Source organism: Rhizobium glycinendophyticum (assembly GCF_006443685.1).
In the GTDB taxonomy this organism is placed as follows: Bacteria; Pseudomonadota; Alphaproteobacteria; order Rhizobiales; family Rhizobiaceae; genus Allorhizobium; species Allorhizobium glycinendophyticum.
On the sequence record NZ_VFYP01000001.1, the window covers coordinates 2,607,584 to 2,630,084 of the forward strand.

At 63.4% G+C, this 22,501-nt stretch carries 25 protein-coding genes; 13 read left to right on the plus strand and 12 right to left on the minus strand.

Features of this window, described 5'->3' with window-relative positions; all coding sequences use genetic code 11:
• The first annotated feature begins 137 nt into the window (after positions 1-137).
• Entirely contained in the window at positions 138-1,439 is a 1,302-nt protein-coding gene (locus FJQ55_RS12750; protein ID WP_246085093.1) for a cell envelope biogenesis protein OmpA, read from the plus strand.
• 43 nt (positions 1,440-1,482) lie between these two features.
• Here FJQ55_RS12750 and FJQ55_RS12755 read toward each other — a convergent pair whose 3' ends face one another.
• Together FJQ55_RS12755 and FJQ55_RS12760 are read right to left on the minus strand one after the other, a co-directional pair.
• Positions 1,483-2,466 carry a flagellin N-terminal helical domain-containing protein gene (locus FJQ55_RS12755; RefSeq protein WP_140828379.1) on the minus strand — a complete coding sequence of 328 codons (984 nt, stop codon included), beginning with the start codon at positions 2,464-2,466 and terminating at the stop codon, positions 1,483-1,485.
• A gap of 154 nt (positions 2,467-2,620) precedes the next feature.
• Complete coding sequence (locus FJQ55_RS12760) at positions 2,621-2,881, minus strand: hypothetical protein (protein ID WP_140828381.1); 261 nt, start codon at positions 2,879-2,881, stop codon at positions 2,621-2,623.
• 137 nt (positions 2,882-3,018) lie between these two features.
• On the opposite strand from FJQ55_RS12760, the gene hemF reads away from it, so the two are divergent.
• The 3 genes from hemF to FJQ55_RS12775 all read left to right on the plus strand — a co-directional run bounded on the left by hemF (position 3,019) and on the right by FJQ55_RS12775 (position 4,722).
• Complete coding sequence (hemF, locus tag FJQ55_RS12765) at positions 3,019-3,933, plus strand: oxygen-dependent coproporphyrinogen oxidase (protein ID WP_140828383.1); 915 nt, start codon at positions 3,019-3,021, stop codon at positions 3,931-3,933.
• Positions 3,934-4,105: 172 nt separating this feature from the next.
• Positions 4,106-4,381 (plus strand): hypothetical protein, encoded by a 276-nt coding sequence (locus FJQ55_RS12770; RefSeq protein ID WP_140828384.1) that lies wholly within the window; start codon positions 4,106-4,108, stop codon positions 4,379-4,381.
• A 131-nt stretch (positions 4,382-4,512) separates the two neighbouring features.
• Entirely contained in the window at positions 4,513-4,722 is a 210-nt protein-coding gene (locus tag FJQ55_RS12775; RefSeq protein WP_140828385.1) for a DUF1059 domain-containing protein, read from the plus strand.
• Between the two features lie 18 nt (positions 4,723-4,740).
• On the opposite strand, the gene FJQ55_RS12780 is transcribed toward FJQ55_RS12775, so the two are convergent.
• The 3 genes from FJQ55_RS12780 to FJQ55_RS12790 are packed head-to-tail and all read right to left on the minus strand — an operon-like array spanning position 4,741 to position 7,243.
• Positions 4,741-5,997: a CCA tRNA nucleotidyltransferase gene (locus FJQ55_RS12780; RefSeq protein WP_140828386.1), complete on the minus strand. Its 1,257-nt coding sequence runs from the start codon at positions 5,995-5,997 to the stop codon at positions 4,741-4,743.
• Entirely contained in the window at positions 5,994-6,623 is a 630-nt protein-coding gene (locus FJQ55_RS12785) for a CoA pyrophosphatase (RefSeq protein ID WP_140828387.1), read from the minus strand. Before FJQ55_RS12785 ends, FJQ55_RS12780 begins: the two co-directional genes overlap by 4 nt.
• Positions 6,620-7,243 carry a DUF1285 domain-containing protein gene (locus FJQ55_RS12790; RefSeq protein WP_140828388.1) on the minus strand — a complete coding sequence of 208 codons (624 nt, stop codon included), beginning with the start codon at positions 7,241-7,243 and terminating at the stop codon, positions 6,620-6,622. The genes FJQ55_RS12785 and FJQ55_RS12790 overlap by 4 nt, the downstream gene beginning before the upstream one ends.
• A gap of 171 nt (positions 7,244-7,414) precedes the next feature.
• On the opposite strand from FJQ55_RS12790, the gene FJQ55_RS12795 reads away from it, so the two are divergent.
• From FJQ55_RS12795 to FJQ55_RS12810, 4 genes are read left to right on the plus strand one after another with little or no spacing between them, the layout of a single operon-like run.
• Entirely contained in the window at positions 7,415-8,428 is a 1,014-nt protein-coding gene (locus FJQ55_RS12795; protein ID WP_140829282.1) for an AAA family ATPase, read from the plus strand.
• A gap of 16 nt (positions 8,429-8,444) precedes the next feature.
• Positions 8,445-9,365: a DUF58 domain-containing protein gene (locus FJQ55_RS12800; RefSeq protein WP_140828389.1), complete on the plus strand. Its 921-nt coding sequence runs from the start codon at positions 8,445-8,447 to the stop codon at positions 9,363-9,365.
• Positions 9,362-12,172: a DUF4159 domain-containing protein gene (locus FJQ55_RS12805; protein WP_140828390.1), complete on the plus strand. Its 2,811-nt coding sequence runs from the start codon at positions 9,362-9,364 to the stop codon at positions 12,170-12,172. The genes FJQ55_RS12800 and FJQ55_RS12805 overlap by 4 nt, the downstream gene beginning before the upstream one ends.
• A gap of 1 nt (position 12,173) precedes the next feature.
• Positions 12,174-14,243, plus strand: a complete 2,070-nt coding sequence (locus FJQ55_RS12810; protein WP_140828391.1) for a hypothetical protein — start codon at positions 12,174-12,176, stop codon at positions 14,241-14,243.
• 384 nt (positions 14,244-14,627) lie between these two features.
• Here the strand turns inward: FJQ55_RS12810 and FJQ55_RS12815 are convergent, their stop codons facing one another.
• Positions 14,628-15,014: a response regulator gene (locus FJQ55_RS12815; RefSeq protein ID WP_140828392.1), complete on the minus strand. Its 387-nt coding sequence runs from the start codon at positions 15,012-15,014 to the stop codon at positions 14,628-14,630.
• A gap of 153 nt (positions 15,015-15,167) precedes the next feature.
• On the opposite strand from FJQ55_RS12815, the gene FJQ55_RS12820 reads away from it, so the two are divergent.
• Positions 15,168-15,881, plus strand: coding sequence for a Crp/Fnr family transcriptional regulator (locus FJQ55_RS12820; RefSeq protein WP_425467535.1), 714 nt, complete (start codon positions 15,168-15,170; stop codon positions 15,879-15,881).
• A 54-nt stretch (positions 15,882-15,935) separates the two neighbouring features.
• Here FJQ55_RS12820 and FJQ55_RS12825 read toward each other — a convergent pair whose 3' ends face one another.
• On the minus strand, positions 15,936-16,460 hold the full coding sequence (locus FJQ55_RS12825; protein WP_140828394.1) for a hypothetical protein: 525 nt from the start codon (positions 16,458-16,460) through the stop codon (positions 15,936-15,938).
• 14 nt (positions 16,461-16,474) lie between these two features.
• Complete coding sequence (locus FJQ55_RS12830) at positions 16,475-17,650, minus strand: zinc-dependent alcohol dehydrogenase (RefSeq protein WP_140828395.1); 1,176 nt, start codon at positions 17,648-17,650, stop codon at positions 16,475-16,477.
• A 171-nt stretch (positions 17,651-17,821) separates the two neighbouring features.
• Here FJQ55_RS12830 and FJQ55_RS23885 point away from each other — a divergent pair, with 171 nt between their 5' ends.
• Complete coding sequence (locus FJQ55_RS23885; RefSeq protein WP_281285486.1) at positions 17,822-17,950, plus strand: hypothetical protein; 129 nt, start codon at positions 17,822-17,824, stop codon at positions 17,948-17,950.
• 29 nt (positions 17,951-17,979) lie between these two features.
• Positions 17,980-18,222 carry a GNAT family N-acetyltransferase gene (locus tag FJQ55_RS12835; protein ID WP_246085095.1) on the plus strand — a complete coding sequence of 81 codons (243 nt, stop codon included), beginning with the start codon at positions 17,980-17,982 and terminating at the stop codon, positions 18,220-18,222.
• Between the two features lie 59 nt (positions 18,223-18,281).
• On the opposite strand, the gene FJQ55_RS24060 is transcribed toward FJQ55_RS12835, so the two are convergent.
• Positions 18,282-18,386: a small membrane protein YohP gene (locus FJQ55_RS24060; RefSeq protein WP_479684748.1), complete on the minus strand. Its 105-nt coding sequence runs from the start codon at positions 18,384-18,386 to the stop codon at positions 18,282-18,284.
• Between the two features lie 64 nt (positions 18,387-18,450).
• Complete coding sequence (locus tag FJQ55_RS12840) at positions 18,451-19,020, minus strand: GNAT family N-acetyltransferase (RefSeq protein WP_140828396.1); 570 nt, start codon at positions 19,018-19,020, stop codon at positions 18,451-18,453.
• A 250-nt stretch (positions 19,021-19,270) separates the two neighbouring features.
• Between FJQ55_RS12840 and FJQ55_RS12845 the strand changes: the two genes are divergently transcribed.
• On the plus strand, positions 19,271-20,254 hold the full coding sequence (locus tag FJQ55_RS12845) for a glutathione S-transferase family protein (protein WP_140828398.1): 984 nt from the start codon (positions 19,271-19,273) through the stop codon (positions 20,252-20,254).
• 3 nt (positions 20,255-20,257) lie between these two features.
• Here the strand turns inward: FJQ55_RS12845 and FJQ55_RS12850 are convergent, their stop codons facing one another.
• The gene (locus FJQ55_RS12850; protein WP_425467517.1) at positions 20,258-20,695 is read right to left on the minus strand and encodes an NUDIX domain-containing protein; all 438 of its coding nucleotides are present in this window, start codon (positions 20,693-20,695) and stop codon (positions 20,258-20,260) included.
• Positions 20,696-20,805: 110 nt separating this feature from the next.
• On the opposite strand from FJQ55_RS12850, the gene FJQ55_RS12855 reads away from it, so the two are divergent.
• Positions 20,806-21,717, plus strand: coding sequence for a metallophosphoesterase family protein (locus FJQ55_RS12855; RefSeq protein ID WP_140828400.1), 912 nt, complete (start codon positions 20,806-20,808; stop codon positions 21,715-21,717).
• A 3-nt stretch (positions 21,718-21,720) separates the two neighbouring features.
• Here the strand turns inward: FJQ55_RS12855 and FJQ55_RS12860 are convergent, their stop codons facing one another.
• Positions 21,721-22,497 (minus strand): alpha/beta fold hydrolase, encoded by a 777-nt coding sequence (locus FJQ55_RS12860; protein ID WP_140828402.1) that lies wholly within the window; start codon positions 22,495-22,497, stop codon positions 21,721-21,723.
• Between the last annotated feature and the right edge of the window lie 4 nt (positions 22,498-22,501).

Consider the following 22,501-nt stretch of genomic DNA (forward strand, 5'->3'; position numbering starts at 1 on the left):
CATCCGTCAAGGCGGGCTCGTCTCGAACCGGCTATCCTTGATCCCGCGCGAGGCTCGGCAGCCGGGGATTATAACGGCATTTGCTAAATCATCCGAACCGCGATATGTTGCAACGCAGCAAAACACGGGAGTTGGACATGTTTGAAACAGCATTCGCCCTTGGACTGACCCAGTTTGCACGATCCCTCAGCCTGCCGGAACGCGTCCGTCACCGCACCGCGCGGAACGCCGCGCTCGAGCCCTGGCGCCTGCGCAACACCGGCCTCGACGCGCTCTACTATGACGTCAAGGCGCTGACTTCAGACGAAACCTTCTACATCAGCGACAGCCTTGCTTCCGAAGGCCTGATCATGATCGTCCCGCCCACGGGTGGTCCGATGCTCACCATCTGCGACAGCGTCGAGGAATATCGCCTGCGCGGCGGCCGCGACGTGCATGCGCTCGCCGTTGCCGGCATGGGCGGCTCGGCCATCGGCGCTGCCGCCTTTGCCCGCAACGTGGCCAACGCCATCGGCGAACCCGTGGCCGCCGTCGTCTCCGGCTACGGCCTTGGCGACATCGTCAACGAGGCGATCGGCGGCGCCTTTCTCTTCGGCTGGCTCGGCCATATCAGGAGCAATCTCGAAGTGATCGACGACGTCGTCGGCCGCCCCAAGCTGGGCGCCTATGGCAATAGAGATGAGGATGGCGATGGCAAGAAGAGCCGCGGCCTCGACGCCGATACCGTCTCCAGCCTGCTGGCCGATCCCTCCTTCTCTTTCACCCTGATTGCCGGCCACTCCCGCGGCAACCGGGTGATCGCCGATGCGCTCCATGCGCTGAAAGCAAGCGACCCCACCCGGCTGGATACTCTCGCCAACACCGCCCGCATCGTCACCTTCGGCGGCCGCATCAAGATGCCGGACGCCTTTGCAGATATCACCGATGTTGTTGGCGAACTCGACTGGTTCGGCGAAATCAACTCCCGGCCAAAGATCGCGACGGATATCCGCGTTCCCTTCTGCGGCCATTCGACCAATACCGACATGCCGGGCGCCATCAAGGTGACGAAGATCATCACGGATATCCTCGCCGGCCACATCGTTCAGGCGCCAGAACCGCATGGCGAGGAGACCGCAGAGGCCGGCGTCTCCGCCCCCTCAGCAATCGCCCTGCCCGCACCGGATCAGGCGGTCGAAGCCTTGGTCGAGGAACCGCTGCCCGCCATGGCGGCGCCCGACGCACAACGGGCAGAGCCCGTGGCCGAAGGGACAATCGACACGCCGATCGTAGCCGAAGCCGCACCGACACTTGCCTCTGACACCCCCGTGGCCATGGAAACCGCTGCCGGAGTACTGCCGGGAACCCCGGTCGCGAGTGAGCCGGACCAAACGGCCCCGACGGGGGCCCGGAAGCCTCCCCTGAAGTCCGGTCCGAAGAAGCCCCGCACCCGTCGCTGACGGGTGCCCCAGCCGAAGCAGAAAACTCAGGCACGGATTCGTCTTACGGGTAGATCTTCAACCAGCCTGCCATGGAGGCGTTGGTGATGTTGAGGCCCGATTCCTGCAGCTGCGACTGCGCCTCCACAGCCATGCGCTTGGCGTCATGATCGCCGAGATCGCTGCGCACGCGGCTTTCGGTCCCCAGATCGCCTGCCCGCGCAAGTCCCTCGATGAAGCCGTCATCTCCAGATATCTGGTTGCGCACAGCGCTGACTTCGGCGCTCGCCCCCACCATGTCGATCAGCACGCGGTTGAGCGCCGAGATCATCCCGTCGATCTGGTCGGAACTTGTCCCGGCATCAATGCGGACCTCCTGTGCGCTCGACCGGTTCGGCACGGAGGAGTTCGCGTCCATAAGGTAATAATCATAGGGCACGCCGCTCATGCTCGTGCCCGCATAGGCTCGGGTGAGCAGACCGTCGTCGGCTTTCTCCTTCGACACCAGCGTTGCCTGAGCGGTATCGAAATCGATCATGTTGATCGACAGTTCTCCCTGATCGCCCGTCGAGACCGAGGCGAGCAGTGAGGCGACCTTCGGCTGCTGACCGGCGCCCACCTGCAGCCAGTTCTCACCGTTGAACGCGCTGTCGTCGATGACCTCCGAGAGCCTCGCCTTCATCGTGTCGATCTCGGCATTGATCGCCGACTTGTTGGCACCGACAGCCTTGGCCTGCACCAGCTTCTGCTGGATCCGGCCCACGATTTCGGTCGCCTGTTCCAGACCAACCGCCGCGGTATCGGTGACAGCAGCTGCACGCCCATTGGCATCCTGAACGCTGCCGAGTGACAGGCTGGAAGCGCTGAAGGTTGTGGGGATGGACCAATAGGCTGTGTTGCTCTCCGGTGTCGTTGGAGCCCCCGTCTTGGCGGGAGCCGCCGCGTCACGGACAGAGGCTGTCTGGCGCACACGCTCAAGCGCCTTCGACGACGTATCGAGCATCGAAGCAGAACTGGCCGAAGTCAGATTGAACCCGACTGATGTCATGGGAAAACCTTGTGTCGCATCTCATGTCGCACCGGCACCGGGATCATCCCGGCTGTGTGACATCCAACATGCCATCAAGGTTTTGTCTTTCGCTTACCCGGAAAGCAGGCATTTTAGCGAATATCCACTTTGCGCAGGAATGAGACACGCCCCGTCAGTCGGCGGACGGCAGACGCCGCATGGTGAACTCGATCTGGTCGCCCTCAAGCTGGCGCCAGCTCTCCACTTCCGTCCAGTAGGCGGCTTTTGGGAAATCATCGAACCATTCGCGGGCCTTGGCGCGTGCCTCCTCGCGCGTCAGACAATAGGTTTCACGCACGAACTGGCTGCTGCTGCGCCCGGATGCCGCCGCGCGGTGGTCCGCAATGCACTTCTTGAGGCCGTTGAACTTGGGCGGGCCGGGCATCTTCGTCATGGCATCCCTCGCATGGGCAAAGTTTAGACCAGACAAAACCGCAAGGCGAGTCGATTTTCATGGAACACTTGGGGCGCCATATGGCAGGGACGGCCCCGACCTGATATTCGGGGAGCGGAATACGCGCGGGGGACAAGATGCAGCGACCGGATCTGCCAAAGGAATTGCCTGACGACATCGAGGGCAAGAAGCTTGCCGCTCGTGCCTGGTTTGAAAGCCTGCGCGACACGATCTGCGCATCCTTCGAGGCGCTGGAAGACGAACTGACGGGCCCCCTCTCCGACCGCGAACCCGGACGCTTCACGCAGAAGGACTGGCTACGCGAAGAGGGCAAGGGCGGCGGCGGCCGCATGTCGATGATGGAGGGCCGGGTCTTCGAGAAAGTCGGCGTCCACACCTCGACCGTTCATGGCGAATTCTCGCCGGAATTTCGCAAGCAGATGCCGGGTGCAGAGGAAGATCCCCGCTTCTGGGCCTCGGGCATTTCGCTGATCGCTCACCCGGTCAATCCCAACGTTCCGACCGTTCACATGAACACCCGCATGGTCGTCACCACCAGCCAGTGGTTCGGCGGTGGCGCCGACCTCACCCCGGTGCTCGACCGCCGTCGCACGCAGGAAGATCCGGACACCCGGCTCTTTCACCGCGCCATGGAGATCACCTGTCAGCGCCACCCTGAAGTCGCCGACTATCCCGCCTACAAGCGGTGGTGCGATGAGTACTTCTTCCTGCCCCATCGCAACGAGCCGCGGGGCATCGGCGGCATCTTCTTCGACTGGCTCTATCCGCAGCCGGAAAAAGGTGGCTGGGACGCCAATTTCATCTTCGTGCAGGATGTCGGCCGGGCCTTCAACATGGTCTACCCGAAGATCGTCCGCTCCAATTTCAACACGCCCTGGACGGAGCAGGATCGCGACGAACAACTGGTCCGTAGAGGCCGCTATGTCGAGTTCAACCTGCTCTACGACCGCGGCACGATCTTCGGTTTGAAGACCGGCGGCAACGTCGAATCGATCCTGTCTTCGCTCCCTCCGGTGGTCCGTTACCCCTGACTCTGAGCGTTAACGCTCACATCCAAACGCTCACGCCGCCTCACGAAAAAGAATGGCCTAGGATTCCGGACAGTTATGATATTTGCCCGGAAAACTTGACGGTTTGCATTGCGTTCGCCGCGCCGCTTGCCCATGCTGCCTCTCGCACGCAATGTGGAGGAGGAGAGTTGCCATGAACCCGTCCGGCGCAGTGACCAGTGCCCGAGTGAGTGAACCCGCAGATCGCCCGATCGAGGCGCCCGAGTTGATTGATCGGCTGGCGGAAAAACTGCGAGCGTCGAGTGATGTTGACCTGCCGCATTCCTACTTCGTCGAACAGGTGAGACTTGGTCTGGCAGGGGCCGATCTCACAGACCACGCCGCAGCCAATGCCATCGAAACCGGCGCCCATCGCGGCAAGACTGCGGCCAACCAGTCGGTCTTTAACGCCTGGGCAAGACCCGACTGACCCATACCAGATCCACCGCGCATCCACCCTCGCCCGCAGCCATCTGCGGGCACTTTTTTAGGCGCGAGCGTCAGAACAAAACTTCGTCGCTCTCGTTAGGTCTCCAGGGAGTATCCGAAGGAGGAACCGTCATGAAAACCTTTGAATGTGGAACGCTGGTACCGGGTTGCGACTGGCATACCCGCGCCGAGGAAGAGGCGGAAGTGGTGCGCCGCGCGGTGGAGCATCTCCGCACGACCCACGGCGAGGACATCATTCGGCCAGCTATGGTCGAGAATATCAAGAGCCGTATCCGCGACCGTCAGCAAGGTCAGCGCGAAGAGCAGCAGACTGTAGTCTGACGTTTCGCCCGCCGCAGATCACTTCGGAGCCAGTTCGGAAATCCGCGCGAGAAGCCGCTCGCGATCGAGGGTGAAGTTGGATGCAACCCACCCCTCCTCGAGCTTGCCCAGGATCTCGCCCACCTTGGGACCAGAAGGTATGCCTGCGGCCAGCACGTCGCTCCCCTTGATCGGCAAGACGGGACGCTCGAAAGCTTCCGCCCGCCTCAAAAGTGCTGATAGCCGTCCGCTCCGCGTCATCGCCTTGGAATCCGCTTCCGCCTGGCTGCGGGCAGAGGCCAGTTCCAGCTTTAGCACCGCAATGAGGCCCTCCCTGCCGTAGCGATAGAGGTCCCGGTCGAAAGCAACATCTGTCACCGTCTCCTGAGGCTTGGGGGCCCGTGCAAAGCGGTCAAGCGCGATCGCCTCGGCATTGGACAGTTTCAGCCGCTCGGCAAGCGCAACCAGACGCGCCGGATCTTTCGGCGTGATCGCTGAAAGCCTCAGGAGCGGGTCCGGCGTCCAGCCCAGCGCCTGTTCGGCAGCAATCAGGCCTGGGATGGCATCGATGCCCCATTTCTCCGTTTCCGGCAGCACCTCGGTCAGCACGCCCGACTGCCGCATCCAAAGAAGCGCCCGGCCCGGGTCGGGCGCGCCAAGCAGCTTCTTCATCTCGCTCCAGACACGTTCCGCCGAGAGCGTCTTCAGCTGCACCCTCGCCCGCGCGCAGGCCTTCAGACCCGCCGCATCCGGACGGCCCCGGCCATAATAGGCAAAGAACCGGAAGAACCGCAGAACGCGCAGATAATCCTCGGCGATCCGCTGCTCCGCATCGCCGATGAAGCGGACCGTCTGCGTCTCCATATCTGAGAGACCGCCGACGAGATCGATGACTTCTCCGTCGAGGCCGACATAAAGCGCATTGATCGTTAGATCGCGTCGGTCGGCGTCTTCCTGCCAGCTGGCACCGAAGGCAACCTCGGCATGCCGCCCATCCGTCGCCACATCGCGCCGGAGTGTTGTCACCTCATAACCCTTGCCGTCGACGACCAGGGTTACCGTTCCATGCTCGATCCCGGTCGGCACGACCTTGATCTGCTTGGCCGCCGCCCGTCCTGTCACCTCTGCCGGCAGAAGCGTCGTCGCCAGATCGATATCGCCGACCGGCATGCCGAGCAGGCTGTTGCGCACGGCCCCGCCAACCACCCGCGTCTCCGCGCCGCCGCCGTTCAGAAGCGTCATCAGGCGCTTGAGGCCAGGCTCCTGAAACCAGGGCTGATCGGACAGATTGGTCATGCATAAAGCCTTTCATAAAGTGTCCGGATGATCCCGGCTGTAATGCCCCAGATGCGCCGGTCGCGATAGGGCATCACGTAGAAATGCCGCACTGCGCCCTGCCAGACCCAGCTGTCCCGCTGGTGGTTATCAGGGTTCATCAGGAAGGAAAGCGGCACCTCAAACACGCTTTCCACCTCCTGCGGATTGGGCGTAATGGTGAAGCCAGGACTGACAACCGCCAGCACCGGCTGAATCCGGAAGCCCGTTGCGGCAAAGTACTGCGGCAGGCGCCCCACCGTCTCGACGAAACGGCGGTCGAGGCCGATCTCCTCCTCGGCCTCCCGCATCGCCGCCTCTTCCGGCGAAAGATCCGTCTCGTCGACCCCCCCGCCCGGAAAGGCAATCTGCCCGGCATGCTTGCGCAACTTGGCTGTGCGCTGCGTCAGGATGATCCGCGCCTCGTCGGGATCATCGATCACCCCTACGAGAACCGCCGCGTCCTTCAGCTTTAGCTGTTCAATTTCCAGGATGGTCTCGCGATTGAGAAGATGATCGCCATGCTCGCGCCACGAGAGGTCGTGCGGTGCCACCTGCTCGCGCGCCCGCCGGCGGAAATCCTGTGCAGAGAACAATTCTTCACTCATCGGGAAAGGCGGTCCAGTTCATCGGCTGGCATCACGGGAAAGACCGCACCTCCAGAGGTGAGGCAGAACATCGCTTCGCCGTCCACCTCCCGCACCTCGCCACGCTCGACGAGATCATACATCACCGCCCGCGACACCAGCGCCTCCAGCCGTCCCCGCACATGCAGATAGGGCTTCAGTTCATGGTTCTCGCCGAAGATGGCAAAGCGCAGCGGATGATCCGATCCGGCCTCCACGACATCGCCGACATTGGTGCGGAACGTCAGCACCGTTTGCCCGTCGCGTTCGCTCGCACTCATCTCGACCGCGACGAACGGTGCGTCCTCAACCTTGATCCCGACCTTTTCCACAGGAGTTACGAGATAGGTCTTTCCGTCTTCATCCTTGCGCAGGACCGTTGAAAACAGCCGTACCAGCGGCGCGCGCCCGATCGGCGTTCCCATGTAGAACCAGGTGCCGTCGGCGCGAATTTCCATATCGAGATCGCCGCAAAACGGCGGTTCCCACCGATCGACGGGTGGAAGTCCGGGTTTTCCGCCCTCCGTCTGGGCTGCCGCGCGCGCAATCAGGGCGGCAAGGTCTGCTGCATCCGTGGTCGCCTTCAAGGTATCACCTGCCATGTTTGCGTCCCGGTTTTGTCTCTCTGCCATCACAGTCACGAGATAGTCATTCGAGGCGCGCTTGTCAGCCGGCATGTCGCCAATAAGTTAGTTTGATAGGATGCACGGATCGCGCCCATTCGATTCGCCGGACTTCATCCGCCGATTGGGCAAAACCTGATGGAGCAGACCATGGGCATGATGCCGAACCCGGATGTCGCCTTGGACGAGAAGGCCATCGTCGTTGAGGCCGAAAAGGCGCTCGCCGACATCGCTCTCATTCGTGCGGAAGTCGCAAAAGTGATCTTCGGCCAGGAAAAGGTCGTCGAGAACACCCTGCTCGCCATCCTCTCCGGTGGTCACGCACTTCTCGTCGGCGTGCCGGGCCTCGCCAAGACGAAGCTGGTGACGACGCTCGGCACCGTTCTCGGCCTTGACGCGAACCGTATTCAGTTCACGCCAGACCTGATGCCCTCCGACATCCTCGGCACCGAAGTCATGGACCAGGACGAGACCGGTCGCCGCTCCTTCCGCTTCGTCAAAGGCCCGGTCTTCGCCCAGCTGCTGATGGCCGACGAAATCAACCGCGCCAGCCCCCGCACCCAGTCGGCGCTGCTGCAGTCGATGCAGGAATATCACGTCACCATCGCCGGCCAGGCTTACCAGCTGCCTGCCCCCTTCCACGTGCTCGCCACCCAAAACCCGCTCGAGCAGGAAGGCACCTATCCCCTGCCCGAAGCCCAGCTCGACCGCTTCCTGCTACAGGTCGACGTTCTCTACCCGGAGCTCGCCGCCGAACGGCAGATCCTGCTGGAGACAACAGGCATCAGCGACAGCCGTGCGAACGCCGTCATATCAAGCGAGCGGCTCGTCGAGATCCAGAAGCTCATCCGCCAGATGCCGGTCTCCGACACGGTGGTCGACGCGATCCTGTCGTTGGTTCGGTCAGCCCGCCCCGGCCATGGTCATGCCGCAACCGACAAGAACGTGGCCTGGGGACCAGGACCCCGCGCCGGTCAGGCCCTGATGCTCTGCGCCCGTGCGCGCGCCCTCTATGAAGGCCGCCTCGCGCCGTCAATTGATGACGTGCATGCGCTGGCCGAACCCGTGCTCGAACACCGCATGGCGCTGACTTTCGCCGCCCGCGCCGAAGGCATGACCGTGCGCGACGTCATTGCCGGCCTCGTCTCCAACTTGCGCAGCTGAGGAAGGCTCCCACCGCGTGGCATCGATCGGCCAGATCGTCGAACAGACCCCCGGAAGCGAAGTGCTGCAGCGCGCCCGCCAGCGCGCAGTGCTCGTGCCTGACTGCATGGTTGAGGCGAAACGCATCGCCAACACGGTAATCGCCGGCTGGCACGGCCGCCGCAAACGCGGCATCGGCGAGAATTTCTGGCAGTTCCGTCCCTATGCCGATGGCGAGAGTTATGCGCGCATCGACTGGCGCCGCTCTGCCCGTGACGACCACATGTATATCCGCGACCGTGAATGGGAGGCGGCGCATACCGTCTGGCTCTGGGCCGACATGTCGCCCTCGATGATGTACAAGTCGACGCTGGCAAGCGTCTCCAAGGAAAGCCGCGCGCTCGTCCTGATGCTGGCACTTGCCGAAGTTTTGGCCCGCTCCGGCGAACGCATCGGCTGCCCCGGCATCATGGAGCCGGTCTCCGCCCGCAATGCCGCCGAGCGCCTGGCCGCCGCCATCATGCATGCCCCGCTGACCTCGGGCCTGCCGGATACCCGCATGATCCGCGGCGCCAGCGACATCGTGTTGATCGGCGACTTCCTCGACGACGCCGACCGTGTCATGGAGCGCATCGCCCCGCTCGCCAGACGCGGCCTACGCGGTCACGTCGTCGAGATCGCCGATCCCGCCGAGGAAACCTTCCCCTATACCGGCCGCACGGAATTCACCGATCCGGAGACCGGCGAAAAGCTCACCTCCGGCCGCGCCGAGACGCTTCGCGACGACTACCGCCGCGCCTATCTCGCCCGCCGCGACAGTCTTTCGGACCATCTGCGCCGGATGGGCTGGAGTTTCACCCATCACCGCACCGACCGCCTCGCCTCCGAAGCCCTCGTCGCCGTCCACATGCACCTCTCGGGCATGACGCCGGCCGTCAGCCGGAGTGCAAGCCTATGATGGGACTTCCGCTCGCCTTCGGCGCCCCCGCCATCCTCGGCGCATTGCTTGCCCTGCCCTTGATCTGGTGGCTTCTGAAACTCACCCCGCCGCGCCCGAAATACGAAGTCTTCCCGCCGCTGCGCATTCTCGCCGGCGTGCTGAAGCGCGAGGAAACGCCCTCGAAAAGCCCTTGGTGGCTGACGCTGTTGCGCATGCTGATGGCCGCGATCGTTATCTTCGCGCTGGCCGACCCCGTGCTCAACCCGCGCAATGCAACGCTGTCAGGCGATGGCCCGCTGCTTCTCGTGGTCGACAACAGCTGGGCGACCGCAGCCGACTGGGATCGCCGCGTCGAAACCGCGACCACCCTCATCGGAGATGCGAGCGACCGCAGCCTCCCCGTCGCCATTCTCTTCACCGCCGATCAGGCCCAGGACGCAACCCCGGGCACCCCAGCCGTCGCGCTCGAAAAACTTGCCGCCGCCTCACCCCGTCCTTTGCGTCCCGATCGCGCCCGCACGCTGGAGGCGCTGCGCACCAGCTTCGCCACGGAGCGCCCCGGCACCCTCGCCTATATCGCCGACGGCATCAGCCATGACCCCAAGGATACCGTTCTCGCCGATTTGGCGACGCTCTCTCCGGCCGAATTCCGCCTGATCGAGAACAACGGACCGTCCGCCATCGCCATCACCGGCGCAAACAACGGCGCCGATGTCTTGAGCGTCAGCCTCTCGCGCCTCGACGGTGCCGAGCCCCGGCAGGTCATCGTCGATGCGCAGGACCGCCAGGGGCGCGTCATCGCCTCCGGCGCAGTCGACTTCGCGGCAGGAACCACAGAGGCGACCGGCCAGATTGCCGCCCCCTTTGAACTCCGCAACGATTTTGCCCGCCTTTCCATATCGGGCATCGCCTCGGCCGGCTCGACCTATCTGCTCGATGACGGTTTCCGCCGCCGCAAGGTGGCCCTTGTCTCCGGAGACAGCAGTGACGGTTACCAGCCGCTGCTTTCGCCCCTCTACTACATTGAGCGCGCGCTCGGGCCTTATGCGGATCTGGTCAAACCGGGCGAACCCGACCTCGCCGTCGCCATTCCAGAAGTCTTCAACCAGAACCCTTCAGCACTTGTGCTTGCCGATGTTGGCCGACTGCCGGCCGATGTCTATGAGCCCCTGCAGGCTTGGATCGAGCGGGGCGGCACTCTGATCCGCTTTGCCGGCCCGCGCCTTGCCGCAGCCCCCGCCGATGATCCCCTCGTGCCGGTCATGCTGCGCCAGGGCGAACGGGCATTGGGCGGGGCCCTCTCCTGGGCCGAACCCCAACCACTCGCCGCCTTCCCCCCATTCGGACCCTTCGCCGGCATGCCGAAGCCCGAAGGCATCCTGGTCAAGCGCCAGGTGCTTGCCGAACCGAGCCCCGATCTGGCGGGCCGCACCTGGGCAAGCCTTGCCGATGGCACGCCGCTGGTCACCGTGCAGGAAAAGGGTGCCGGCCGTATCGTGCTCTTCCATGTCAGCGCCGATGCCGCATGGTCGGATCTGCCGATCTCCGGCACCTTCGTCGAAATGCTCCGCCGCGTGGTCCAACTGACCCGTGTCGGCACCGTCCAACCCGAAACCGGCCAGACGACCGCGCCGGCACTTCCGCCCTACCGCCTGCTCAACGAGCGCGGCGCGCTCACATCCGAAGCCGGCACGGCGCGGCCGCTCGCGCTCGGCCCCGATCGCCCTGACGCCGCCACTTTCGACAACCCGCCCGGCCTCTACGGCACCGAGGATGGCTTTACAGCCCTGAACCTCCTCCCGGCAGGCACGGAACTGCGTCCGCTCTCCAGCTCCTCCGGCCTCACCATAGCCCGTGAACCCATGGCCGGCACCGCCGCCGTGCAGCTGAAGGCGGGCCTTCTCTCGATAGCCTTCCTGCTGCTCGTCCTGGACAGCCTGATCGTGCTCTTCATGGGCGGTGCCCTGGCCAGGTTGCCAAGGCGGGCGGCGACCGCAGTCGTCTTGATGGTCGCCCTTGGACTGGCGGCTGCGATGTCCGCAGGCCAGACGCTTGCTTCCGACGCCAAACCGGACGACGAGCAGATCCTTGAGCGCCTTGACAACACCCATCTCGCTTATGTCGTGACCGGCGAAGACGACGTCGACCGGCTGTCCGAACAAGGCCTGCAGGGCCTCACCGACTTCCTCACCTATCGTACGACGCTGGAGCCGGCACCGCCCGTGGGCGTCGACATCACGACGGACGAGCTGTCCTTCTACCCGATCATTTTCTGGCCAATTTCGGCCACCGCCCCAATGCCCTCTGCTGCCGCCATCAGCCGCATCGACGCCTATATGCGGGCCGGCGGCACGGTGCTCTTCGACACCCGCGACCAGTTCTCCTCGCTCGGCAATGACGGTGCCTCCACACCCAATGGTGAACGTCTGCAGGCGATCCTCGCCAATATCGACATCCCGCCGCTCGAGCCCGTCCCTTCGGATCACGTCCTGACCCGCTCCTTCTATCTGCTGCAGGGTTTCCCCGGCCGCTACGAAGGCAGTCCGCTTTGGGTCGAGGCTCGCCAGGAAGCGCAATCGAGCAACAGTGGTGTGGCCTCCTCGGGCGATGGCGTGACGCCGATCATGATCACCGGCAACGACCTGCTCGGCGCCTGGGCCGTGGATGCCAACGGCGCCAGCGTGCTCCCTGTTGTCCCGGCCGACGAGATGCAGCGCGAAATGTCCTTCCGCTCGGGCGTCAACATCATGATGTATATGCTGACCGGCAACTACAAAGCCGACCAGGTGCACGTTCCTGCCCTCCTCGAACGGTTGGGCCAGTGAAATGACGCTTGAATTCGCCCCTTTCATTCCCTGGATCGCCATCATTATTCTAGCGGTGCTCGCCACGCTTCTGGCCGCACTTGGCTTGCTGCGCGGCCTGCGCGGCACCCTCCTCCGGTTCACCGCGTCTCTGGCCGTGCTCGCAGCGCTCGCCAATCCGGAACTCCTGCGGGAAGAGCGTGAGCCGCTGACGACGATCGTGCCCGTCATCGTTGACCGCAGCCAGAGCCAGCAGATCGCCGGTCGCCCCGCCCAGACGGAAGAGGCTCTGGCAGCCTTGCGCGAGCGTCTCGCGCGTTTCCCCAATCTCGAACCGCGCATCGTTGAAGTCACCGATTCCGGTCACAGCGAAGCCCCCTCGACGAAACTCTTCGAGGCCCTGCAGACCGCCACTGCCGACGTACCACCCGCTCGAGTGGGCGGAGCCATCTTCCTGACGGACGGGCAGGTCCACGACCTTCCGCCGGACACCCAGCCGCTTCCCTTCCAGGCCCCCATCCATGCGCTGATCACCGGCAAGGCCGGCGAATTCGACCGACGCATCGAGATCCTGCGCGCCCCGCGCTTCGGCATCGTTGACGAGGAGCAGGAACTGACCTTCCGGGTCTTCGACGACGGTCAGGCATCAAGTCAGCCGGCCGATGTCGCGGTCAAGATGAACGGCGAGGAATTGGGCACCGTGTCCGCTCTACCGGGCGCAGAGACTTCCTATGCCTTCAAGGTGCCGCGTGGCGGCAACAACGTGCTGGAATTCTCGGTCGCCGGTACACCGGGCGAAGTCACTGACATCAACAATCGCGCCATCCACCTGATCGAAGGCATCCGCCAGAACCTGCGCGTGCTCCTCGTGTCGGGCGAGCCGCATGCCGGCGAACGCGCCTGGCGCAACCTGTTGAAGTCGGACGCCTCGGTCGACCTTGTCCACTTCACCATCCTGCGTCCGCCGGAAAAGCAGGACGGCACGCCGATCAACGAACTCTCGCTGATCGCCTTCCCGACCCGCGAACTCTTCGTCGAAAAGATCAATGATTTCGACCTGATCATCTTCGACCGCTATCAGCATCGCGGCGTGCTCCCGATCCTCTATTACGACTACATCGCGGAATATGTGCGAAATGGTGGTGCACTTCTGATCGCGGCCGGCCCCGAACATGCCAGCCAGGATTCGATCGCGCTCACCCCCCTGGAATCCGTCCTTCCCGCCGCCCCGACAGGCGAGGTTCATCAGGCCGGCTTCTATCCGCGTCTGTCGGAACAGGGAAAACGCCACCCCGTCACCCGTGGCCTCTCCGGCTCCACCAGCGAGCCGCCCCATTGGGGCCGCTGGTTCCGCAGCATCGATGTGTCGGACGCAGCGGGCGAGACCGTGATGACTGCGGATGAAGGTCGTCCGCTTCTGGTGTTGAACCGCGCCGAACAGGGCCGCGTCGCCATGCTGCTCTCCGACCAGGGCTGGCTCTGGGCCCGCGGCTTCGAAGGCGGCGGCCCGCATGTCTCGCTCTATCGCCGCATAGCCCATTGGTTGATGAAGGAACCGGAACTCGAGGAAGAGGCGCTGCGCGCCCGCGCGCAAGGGCGCACGCTCGAAGTCACCCGCCAGACCATCGGCGATGCCCCCGGCCCCGCCACCATCACCACGCCCTCGGGCGAGACGATCACGCTCGACCTCTCCGAGATCCAGCCCGGCCTCTATCGCGGCGAACGCCGCATGACCGAAACCGGCCTCTTCACCGTCGCCAATGGCGACTTCTCCACCCTCGTCCATGTCGGCGCCGTCGACGCCCCAGAATTCCGCGCCATGGTCTCGACAACCGAAACGCTAGCCCCGATCAGCGCCGAAAGCAGGGGCCTGACCACCCGCCTCGACGACGGCGACGAAACCATCCGCATGCCCGACATCCTGCCCGTGCGCGGCGAAGTCCGTGTCGCCGATGACCGCCGGATGCTGATCCGGCTGACGGACGAAACGGTGCTGAAGGGCGTCAACACGCTGCCGCTGTTTGCGGGGTTTGCGGGTTTGGGGATCTTGCTGCTCACGGTCTCGGCCATGTGGTGGCGCGAGGGGCGGTAGGACGTCATACGGGTAACGGACGAAGTCACATCCTAAAGCCGCCACCCCCTTTGACATCGTCCGCATGGCGTATGCGTATGCTCTCCGTTGAGGCCGAATTTCCCTGTTGGGCCAGACGCGGCGTCTGTTCTAACGCTGCGAGATAACCCGCCTCGAACGCCTCACGCGTTCGACCCGGGTCCCGGTTGCAGCGAGCCACGTGGCCGATACCATCCCACCAGTCCTTCCAGGCCAAAATCACGTGCATATCGATACTCCCTGTCGCGCACCGCCCTCCGCCGGGGGTGCCAGCGTCAAACGATAAGCCGAGCCTGAGGTTGCCGTACGCTACCGCACGCAGACCGGATGACCCGGTTCCTATCCGCCACCGGCAAGCACGGCCTGCTATCGGCTAATCGAACCACGTGTCGCGGTTTCCAGCGCCAGGCTGATGGCCGTGATCAGGTCATCGGGATCAGACAGCTTCGGCACCCACGTGCCGCGCTGAAAGACGCAGCAGTTGGGCTCGCTGTCACGTTCACGGGCGGTGTGCACGACGAAGGGCACGCCGCGCTGAATCAGGATCTCCGCCACGGCCCGGGAATCGCCGTCCCCCAAGCCGACGTCGAGCACCGCCGTCTCTGGCGTGTTCTTTTCCAGCCAGCGTGACGCCGCTTCGCAGCTGGTCATGGTCACGGCCTCGCCGAGCATTGCGTCGGAGATCAAGGATTCGAGCTCCATCGAGATGAGCGGTTGATCCTCAAGAACCAGAATAATGGAATGGCCCGTCATATCCCGTCCCTCCTTGTCATAACCCCCTCAGCATAGCAGGCTTTGCTTCCCGTTGCGGTTGCGTACGGCAGCGCACGGATGTCGGAAGCGACCGGGCTAGATGGAACATACCGGAGAGCGGGCGGTTGGACGCGCATGAACCGAACCCAGGATATACCCGTGCAGGAACACCCCCGCCATCGCAACAAGCTGTTGGCGCGGCTGCCAGACGGCGAGCGGATCGCCATCGAACCGCATCTCGAAGCGTTGGCGCTCGACAAGGACTATTGTATTGCCGCCGTCGATACCGAGATCAGCCACGTCTATTTTCTGGATGAGGGGATCGGCTCGATGGTCGTGGTCTCGCCGGAAGGGCATCGGGCGGAAGCCGGCATGTTCGGCAGCGAGGGCTTCGCTCCGGTCCCGCCCGCCGTGCTTTCAAGCCTCAGTCTGCACGAAGTGGTCATTCAGTCCGCCGGTAGCGGTCGTCGTATGTCGGTCCAGGCTTTGTGGGGCCTTGCTTCCTCCTGCCCGTCGCTGATGAGCCTGATGACCCGAGCCTCGCACAATCTCGCCACCCAGGTTTCTTTTACGGCGCTCTCGAACGCCGTCCATCAGGTGGACGAACGTCTGGCTCGTTGGTTGTTGATGGCGCATGACAGGGTCGAGACGAACGAGATCTACATCACCCACGAATACATATCGCTGATGCTGGCCGTCCGCCGCCCGAGCGTCACGACCGCGTTGCATATTCTGGAGGGCAATCAGATGATACGCTCCGAGCGGGGCGTGATCACGATCCGGGACCGGCCGGCACTGGAGGAGTTCGCCCGCGATGCCTATGGAAAGCCGGAGGCAGAGTATCGCCATTTGTTCGGGCAGGGCTGAGGAGCCCGGGGTTAAGGAGGCGCGGCGCGCCTCCCAGTGTTTCTATCACCCCGTTTACGTCCCCACCTTCTCCCGCGCCAGCCCGCGTGACCCGGCCACCCCGCGCGGAAAGCCGCTCCGGTCGCTGTAGTCCCGTCTTTCGCCCAACTGCCGCGTATGGCGCCCTCTCGCGGCACCCGCCGCGATGAAGTCGAACAACGTCACGCCGGCAACCAGCACAAGCGCAATCGCCACATTGTCCTGCTTCGGATTGTCGGCGCGCATGGCCGAGCCGAGCGTCACGACATCGATCGCGTCGCCGGCGAGACGGCTGGCCAGCCCCACCTCCTTGTCGACAGAAAGCGTCATCATGCCCGAGCCGATCTCGCGCAGACCATAGGCCTGCACCATCGTCTCCTGTCCCTCCATGCCGAGCGCACGGGTCAGCCGATGCGCCCCGAACAGTTCGACCAGGCCGAGGCCGATCGAGAACCAGCCGAGATTGCGTGCCAGCCGGTCCGATGCGGAGAGTGAGCTGGGTCCCTTGGAAATCACCGTCGGATCGCTCTTGTCGCGTTTGAGGTTGCTGAGAATGGACATAAATTTTCCTCCGGTTACGGCTTCAGGACGACCTTGATGCAGCTGTCCTGCTTGTCGCGGAACACCTTGTACATCTCCGGCCCGTCTTCTAGGCCAGCGGTGTGGGTGATGACGAAGGATGGGTCGAGCTGCCCCTCCTCGATCCGGCGCACCAGATCATCCGTCCAGCGCTTCACATGCGTCTGGCCCATACGGAAGCTCAGCCCCTTGTTCATCGCCATGCCGAGCGGCAGCTTGTCAATCAGGCCGCTATAGACGCCCGGAATGGAAATGATGCCACCGGGTCGGCAGACATAGATCATCTCGCGCAGCACATGCGGCCGGTCGTTTTCCATCAGCATCATCTGCATGGCGCGGTCCATCAGGCTGTCCGGATGGCTCGTCGAGACATGGCTCTCCATGCCGACAGCATCGATGCATTTCTCCGGCCCCTTGCCATGGGTCAAATCGTTCAGCCGCTCGATGACGCTCTCTTCCTTGAAGTTGATGGTAACAGCGCCGCCGGCTTCCGCCATGGAGAGACGCTCCGGCAGATAGTCGATCGCCACCACCTGGGCGGCACCGAGCAGCACGGCGCTGCGGATCGCCATCTGGCCGACCGGCCCGCAGCCCCAGACCACCACGGTATCCGTGGGCTCGATGTCGCATTGCACCGCCGCCTGCCATCCGGTCGGGAGAATGTCGCTCAAGAACAGCGCCTGTTCGTCGCTCATGCTGTCGGGCACTTTGATATGGGTGCTGTCGGCATAGGGCACACGCAGATATTCCGCCTGCCCGCCCGGATAACCGCCGGTCAGATGCGTATAGCCAAAGAGACCGCCGGTCGCGTGACCAAACACCTTGTCCGCCAGTTCCTTCTTGCGGTTAGACCGTTCGCAAACGGAGAAATTGCCGCGCCGGCACTGGTCGCATTCGCCGCAGGTGATGGTGAAGGGAATGACCACACGGTCGCCCTTCTTCAACTTGCCGTTCATGCCGGAGCCCACCTCGACCACCTCCCCCATGGTCTCGTGGCCCACGATGTCGCCGGGCATCATGGCGGGAATGAAATTGTGAAAGAGATGCAGGTCCGACCCGCAGATCGCGCAACTCGTCACCTTGATGATGGCATCCCGGGGTTCCTCGATCTCGGGATCCGAAACCTGATCACACCGGATGTCCTCTTTGCCGTGCCAAACCAATGCGCGCATGTCGGTCTCCTCGTTGTAGGTCGTTGGGGGAGCGGGCCCGAAAAGGCGCCGATGCCTCGTCCTTCCGCTCCGTCCGGTGCCTGCCCAACAGTCCCGCGGTGAAACGGTTCCGCAGAAAACCACTCGTCCCGCCCCTCGACACCCGTCCTCGGACGGACCACACTGGCAAATGTGACGACACCCCTCGCCGTCTTCGACGCGGTTCCCGAATCCGCCCGCGAGACAATCCTCGCCGGCATCAGAGCCCATAAGGACACCCTGCTCGGCCCGACCGACCGCAAGGCTATCTTCATCCCATAGCCGATGATGGCACTGTCGATGCCGGTCTCGTGGGTTACACTCGACGCGGTTGGCTCTATGTGGAAATGCTTTTCATATCCGAACGCCTGCGCGGCCAGCGCATGGCCGGCCGGCTTTTGGCAATGGCGGAGAAGGAAGCAAAGGTCCGCGGCTGCATCGGCACTTATATCGACACGGTCAACCCGGTTGCCCGCCGAACCTACGAGCGGGCGGGCCTTGAGTGTTCGGCCGGATCGAAAATTTTGCAGGCGGCAACGATATCTGCTGGCTGATCAAGCGCTTCGAGGAAGACGCTGACAAAACACGCTGACGACGATGACTGGGCGCCGGCTCAGAAGATCAACTTGAAGAACAGGACGACCACGATCAACCCGATCAGAAAGATTGCGCCGATCGTGCCACCGATAAACTTCAGCATGTCGTTTTCTCCTGTCATTGCAAGTGCTGACAGGGGAACAGGTTGCGGCGCGAATGGTTCCGTATACGGACGCGCCACTTCCTCAGGCGGATGCGTAGACCTTGTCTGTTTGCGCGGCCTCAAGGACCGACGGCTCCGCCGCCACGGCCTTGCAATCCCGCCAGGCAATCACGCCCTTCAGCCGCTCGTGCACGCCGTCTACCAGCGGCACCACCAGCACCCGGTTCGGATCAACCGGCCCCGGAAAATCCAGCGCCTTGTAGGCCACCTTCTCGAAGCCCAGCGGCATGTAATAGGGCGGGTCGCCGATCAGGATCACACCCTCGGAACCCTTGCGCCGAGCCGATTCGATTGCGATCCGCACGAGTTCACGGCCGATGCCGCGGTTCTTGTGGGAAGGCCTGACGGCAAGCGGTCCAAGCAGATGCCCTTTCACCCCACCGGCCATCACAGGTGTCATGCGCACCGAGGCGATCGTCTCGCCATTATCGGCGCAGATATAGGAAAGCGACCGGTCATGCGGCCCCTGCTCACGGATGCGGGCAGCCGCACGCGTGTGCCGGCCAGGGCCAAAGGCTTCTTCGTTGATGAGTTCGATGACCGCGTCATGCGACGCATCCTCGGTGAGGTAGACAAGCCCGAAATTTTTCATGGATGACAGAAACCAGCAGACAGACAGCAATAGGGTTCACAGGCACACCTCGCGGCGGCTAGGAGCATCAGCGTCGTCGTGGATTCCGTACAGGGGTCATGACAGGCTTTCTTTGGTCAGTTTTTTCCCGATAGCAGCAAAATTTCCGTCCGTCCAACGGAAAACGCACTGTTCATAGCATCGCCCCTCGCAATCGCAGCCGTGTGCCGTATCTTCCCCAGCAAGTGAGAAACATCGAAAGGAACACGTCATGGGCAGGCTGGTGGACGGCATCTGGCAGGACGTCTGGTACGATACGAAGTCGACCTCGGGCCATTTCAAGCGGGCGGATGCGAGCTTCCGCAACTGGGTGACGGCGGATGGCGCACCGGGTCCAACCGGCACAGGCGGCTTCAAGGCCGAGGCCGGCCGCTACCATCTCTATGTCTCCTATGCCTGCCCCTGGGCGCATCGCACGCTGATCTTCAGGGCATTGAAGGGCCTCAAAGACCTGATCACGGTTTCGGTCGTCGATCCCTTGATGCTGTCCAACGGCTGGGAATTTCACGACCGCGAGGGTGCCACCATCGACCACCTCTTCGGCTCGGATTTCCTCTGGCAGGTCTATGTTAAGGCCGCCCCGACCTTTTCCGGCCGCGTCACGGTTCCGGTGCTGTGGGACAAGCAGACGAACACGATCGTCTCGAACGAGAGCTCCGAAATCATCCGCATGTTCAATTCGGCTTTTGACGGATTGACCGGTTCCACGCTCGACATGCACCCGCAAGATCTCCACGTAGAGATCGACGAGATCAACACGCGCATCTACGACACAGTCAACAACGGTGTTTACAAGGCCGGTTTCGCGACCACGCAGGAAGCATACGAGAGCGCCGTCTATCCGCTGTTCGAGACGCTCGACTGGCTGGAAGAACGCTTGACCGACCGGCGCTATCTCTTCGGTGCCCGCGTCACCGAAGCGGACTGGCGGCTGTTCACCACACTAGTTCGCTTTGACCCGGTCTATGTCGGCCACTTCAAGTGCAACATCCGCCGCATCGCAGACTATCCGGCACTCTCGGCCTATCTGCGCGATCTCTACCAGACGCCGGGTGTGGCCGAAACGGTCGAGATGCGCCACATCAAGCATCACTATTATCGCAGCCACACCATGATCAACCCGACCGGGGTCGTGCCCGTCGGACCGCAGCTCAACCTCACGGCCCCTCACGACCGCGAACGCCTCGGCGCCTGATCGCTACCAGTAAGTCGACAACTCCGCCTCGCCGGTCAATTCGGCGAGGCGTCGCCGTGTCGCTTCCGTAGTGGTTTCCGGCAGATGGGCCAGATCAAAGAAGCCGCATTCGGCAATCTCCCGGTCGGCGCCACGCGGTGCCGTCTGCGCGGCATCCACGCGGTAGAGCAGCACATGGTCGCGCCCACTGATCCGGCCATTGAAATAGACCTGGACGAGGCTGGGCGGCCCGGTCATTTCCAGATTGCCCTCTTCACGCAACTCCTTCACCAGCGCTGCAAGCGCCGTCTCGCCGCGCTCCACGCCACCGCCTGGCAAATGCCAACCCGGCACATAGGTATGTCGCACCAGAAACACGCGACCCTCAGCATCAAAGCAGGCGGCGCGGACACCCAGCGTCATCCCGCGGCTCATGGCAAAATAGACATGCAGAAGTCGCACAAGGAACCTCTTCCCCCATCGCAGCCTTTCCCCATCGGGTCTTGCGCTCCGGTCATCGGCTGGTGTCATTTCCCTTGCCCCTCATTCGCGGCCTCGCTAAGAGAAGCGCCATGTTCAAGCTCGCGCATATATCCGATGTTCATCTCGGCCCCCTGCCGAACCTGACGATCCGGGAACTCGCATCCAAGCGCATCACAGGCTATGTGAACTGGCACCGAAACCGCCGCAAGCATCTTTTCCCCAATGCTCTGGAAATGGTTCTCGACAGCCTTCACGAGGCCAGACCCGATCATCTCGCGATCACCGGCGACCTCGTCAACCTTGCCTCTAAACTGGAAATCCGTCTCGTCGCGGAATGGCTGAAGCTCGCGGGCACGCCCCTCGACACCTCTGTCGTCCCGGGCAACCACGACGCCTATGTGCCGGGCGCGCATGATCGGGCGGTTCAGGCCTGGTACGACTACATGCGCGGCGACGACGATCCTCTGATCCATCAGGACCATTACAAGCTTTTCCCCTATATCCGCCGCCGTGGGCCGATTGCCATCATCGGCTGTTCCACCTCGATCGCCACCCCGCCCTTCTCCGCCCAGGGCTATTTCAGCGGTCGTCAGGCCCGCGAAACGGCAGGCCTGTTGAAGGCGGCCGGAGAGGAAGGCCTGTTTCGCGTGGTGATGATCCATCACCCGCCGATCCGAGGGGCGGCTGCCCAGCACAAGCGCATGATCGGCATCCGCCGTTTTGCCGCCGCCATCCGCACCGGTGGTGCTGAACTCGTGCTCCATGGCCACACCCATCTCAACACGCTGAACTGGCTGGCAGACCGGGAGAAACACATCCCCGTCGTCGGCATCGCCTCCGCAAGCCAGGGCCCGGGCGCCAAGAAACCGGCAGCGGGTTATAATCTCTTCTCGATTGATGGCGAGGCGGGAAAATGGAAGCTCGACTGGCAGCGCTTCAAAATCGAGAGCGAAGACGCGCCGCTGAAGCTCGATCACAGCGAACGCCTGATGGGCCGCTGAGGCTCAGCCTTCAGCCAGAGCGGCATTAAGCGCCGCCGCCGCCTGATCCCGCGCCTCCTCGATAAGAATATGGCCGGCTCCCTCGATCAGCGTCACCTCGGACTTCGGCCAGATGTTCTCTGCTTGTGAGACCGGCAGGATCGGATCTGCCGTTCCCCACAAGAGCCGCGTCGAAACTCCAAGACCATCTAAAGGTGCAAGCGGCAACGTCCCCTGCCCCGTCCGACCATCGCGCTCGACGAGGAAGGAGGCGAGAATGGCCAGCAGCCGATCCACGGCGCCGGGTGCCTGGCGCGTTGCGGCAAGCCGTTCAAGACCGGATCGTTCCGCCACATGCCCCGGTGCCGTCATCACCGCAAGCGCCGTCGCGAGCTCACCGACCTCCGCCGCCACCGCATACCGCCGCAAGGCCAGATGATCGATCTCGAAGCCGAAGCCGCCAGGGGCGAGAAGCGTCAGCGAGCGCACGCGGGTAGCGGTCCTGAGCGCAACAAGGCTCGCGACTGCGCCACCCATGGAGTGGCCGCAAAGATGAAAGGAGGATAATCCACGCCGATTGAGGTCGGCTAGAATGACCTTGGCCATCACGCCGGCATGCCCGACACCATCGGCATCGAGCGAGCCCCCGTGCCCTGGAAGATCGTAGATGATAAGCGGCTGATCATCATCGAGCCGGTCGATGACCGGCGCCCAGAGAGCGCCGATCCCGCCAAAGCCATGCAGGAGCACGAGCGGGGCCTTCGCCGAGGACGGATGTCGAACCTCGGCGAAGAGCGTCATGACG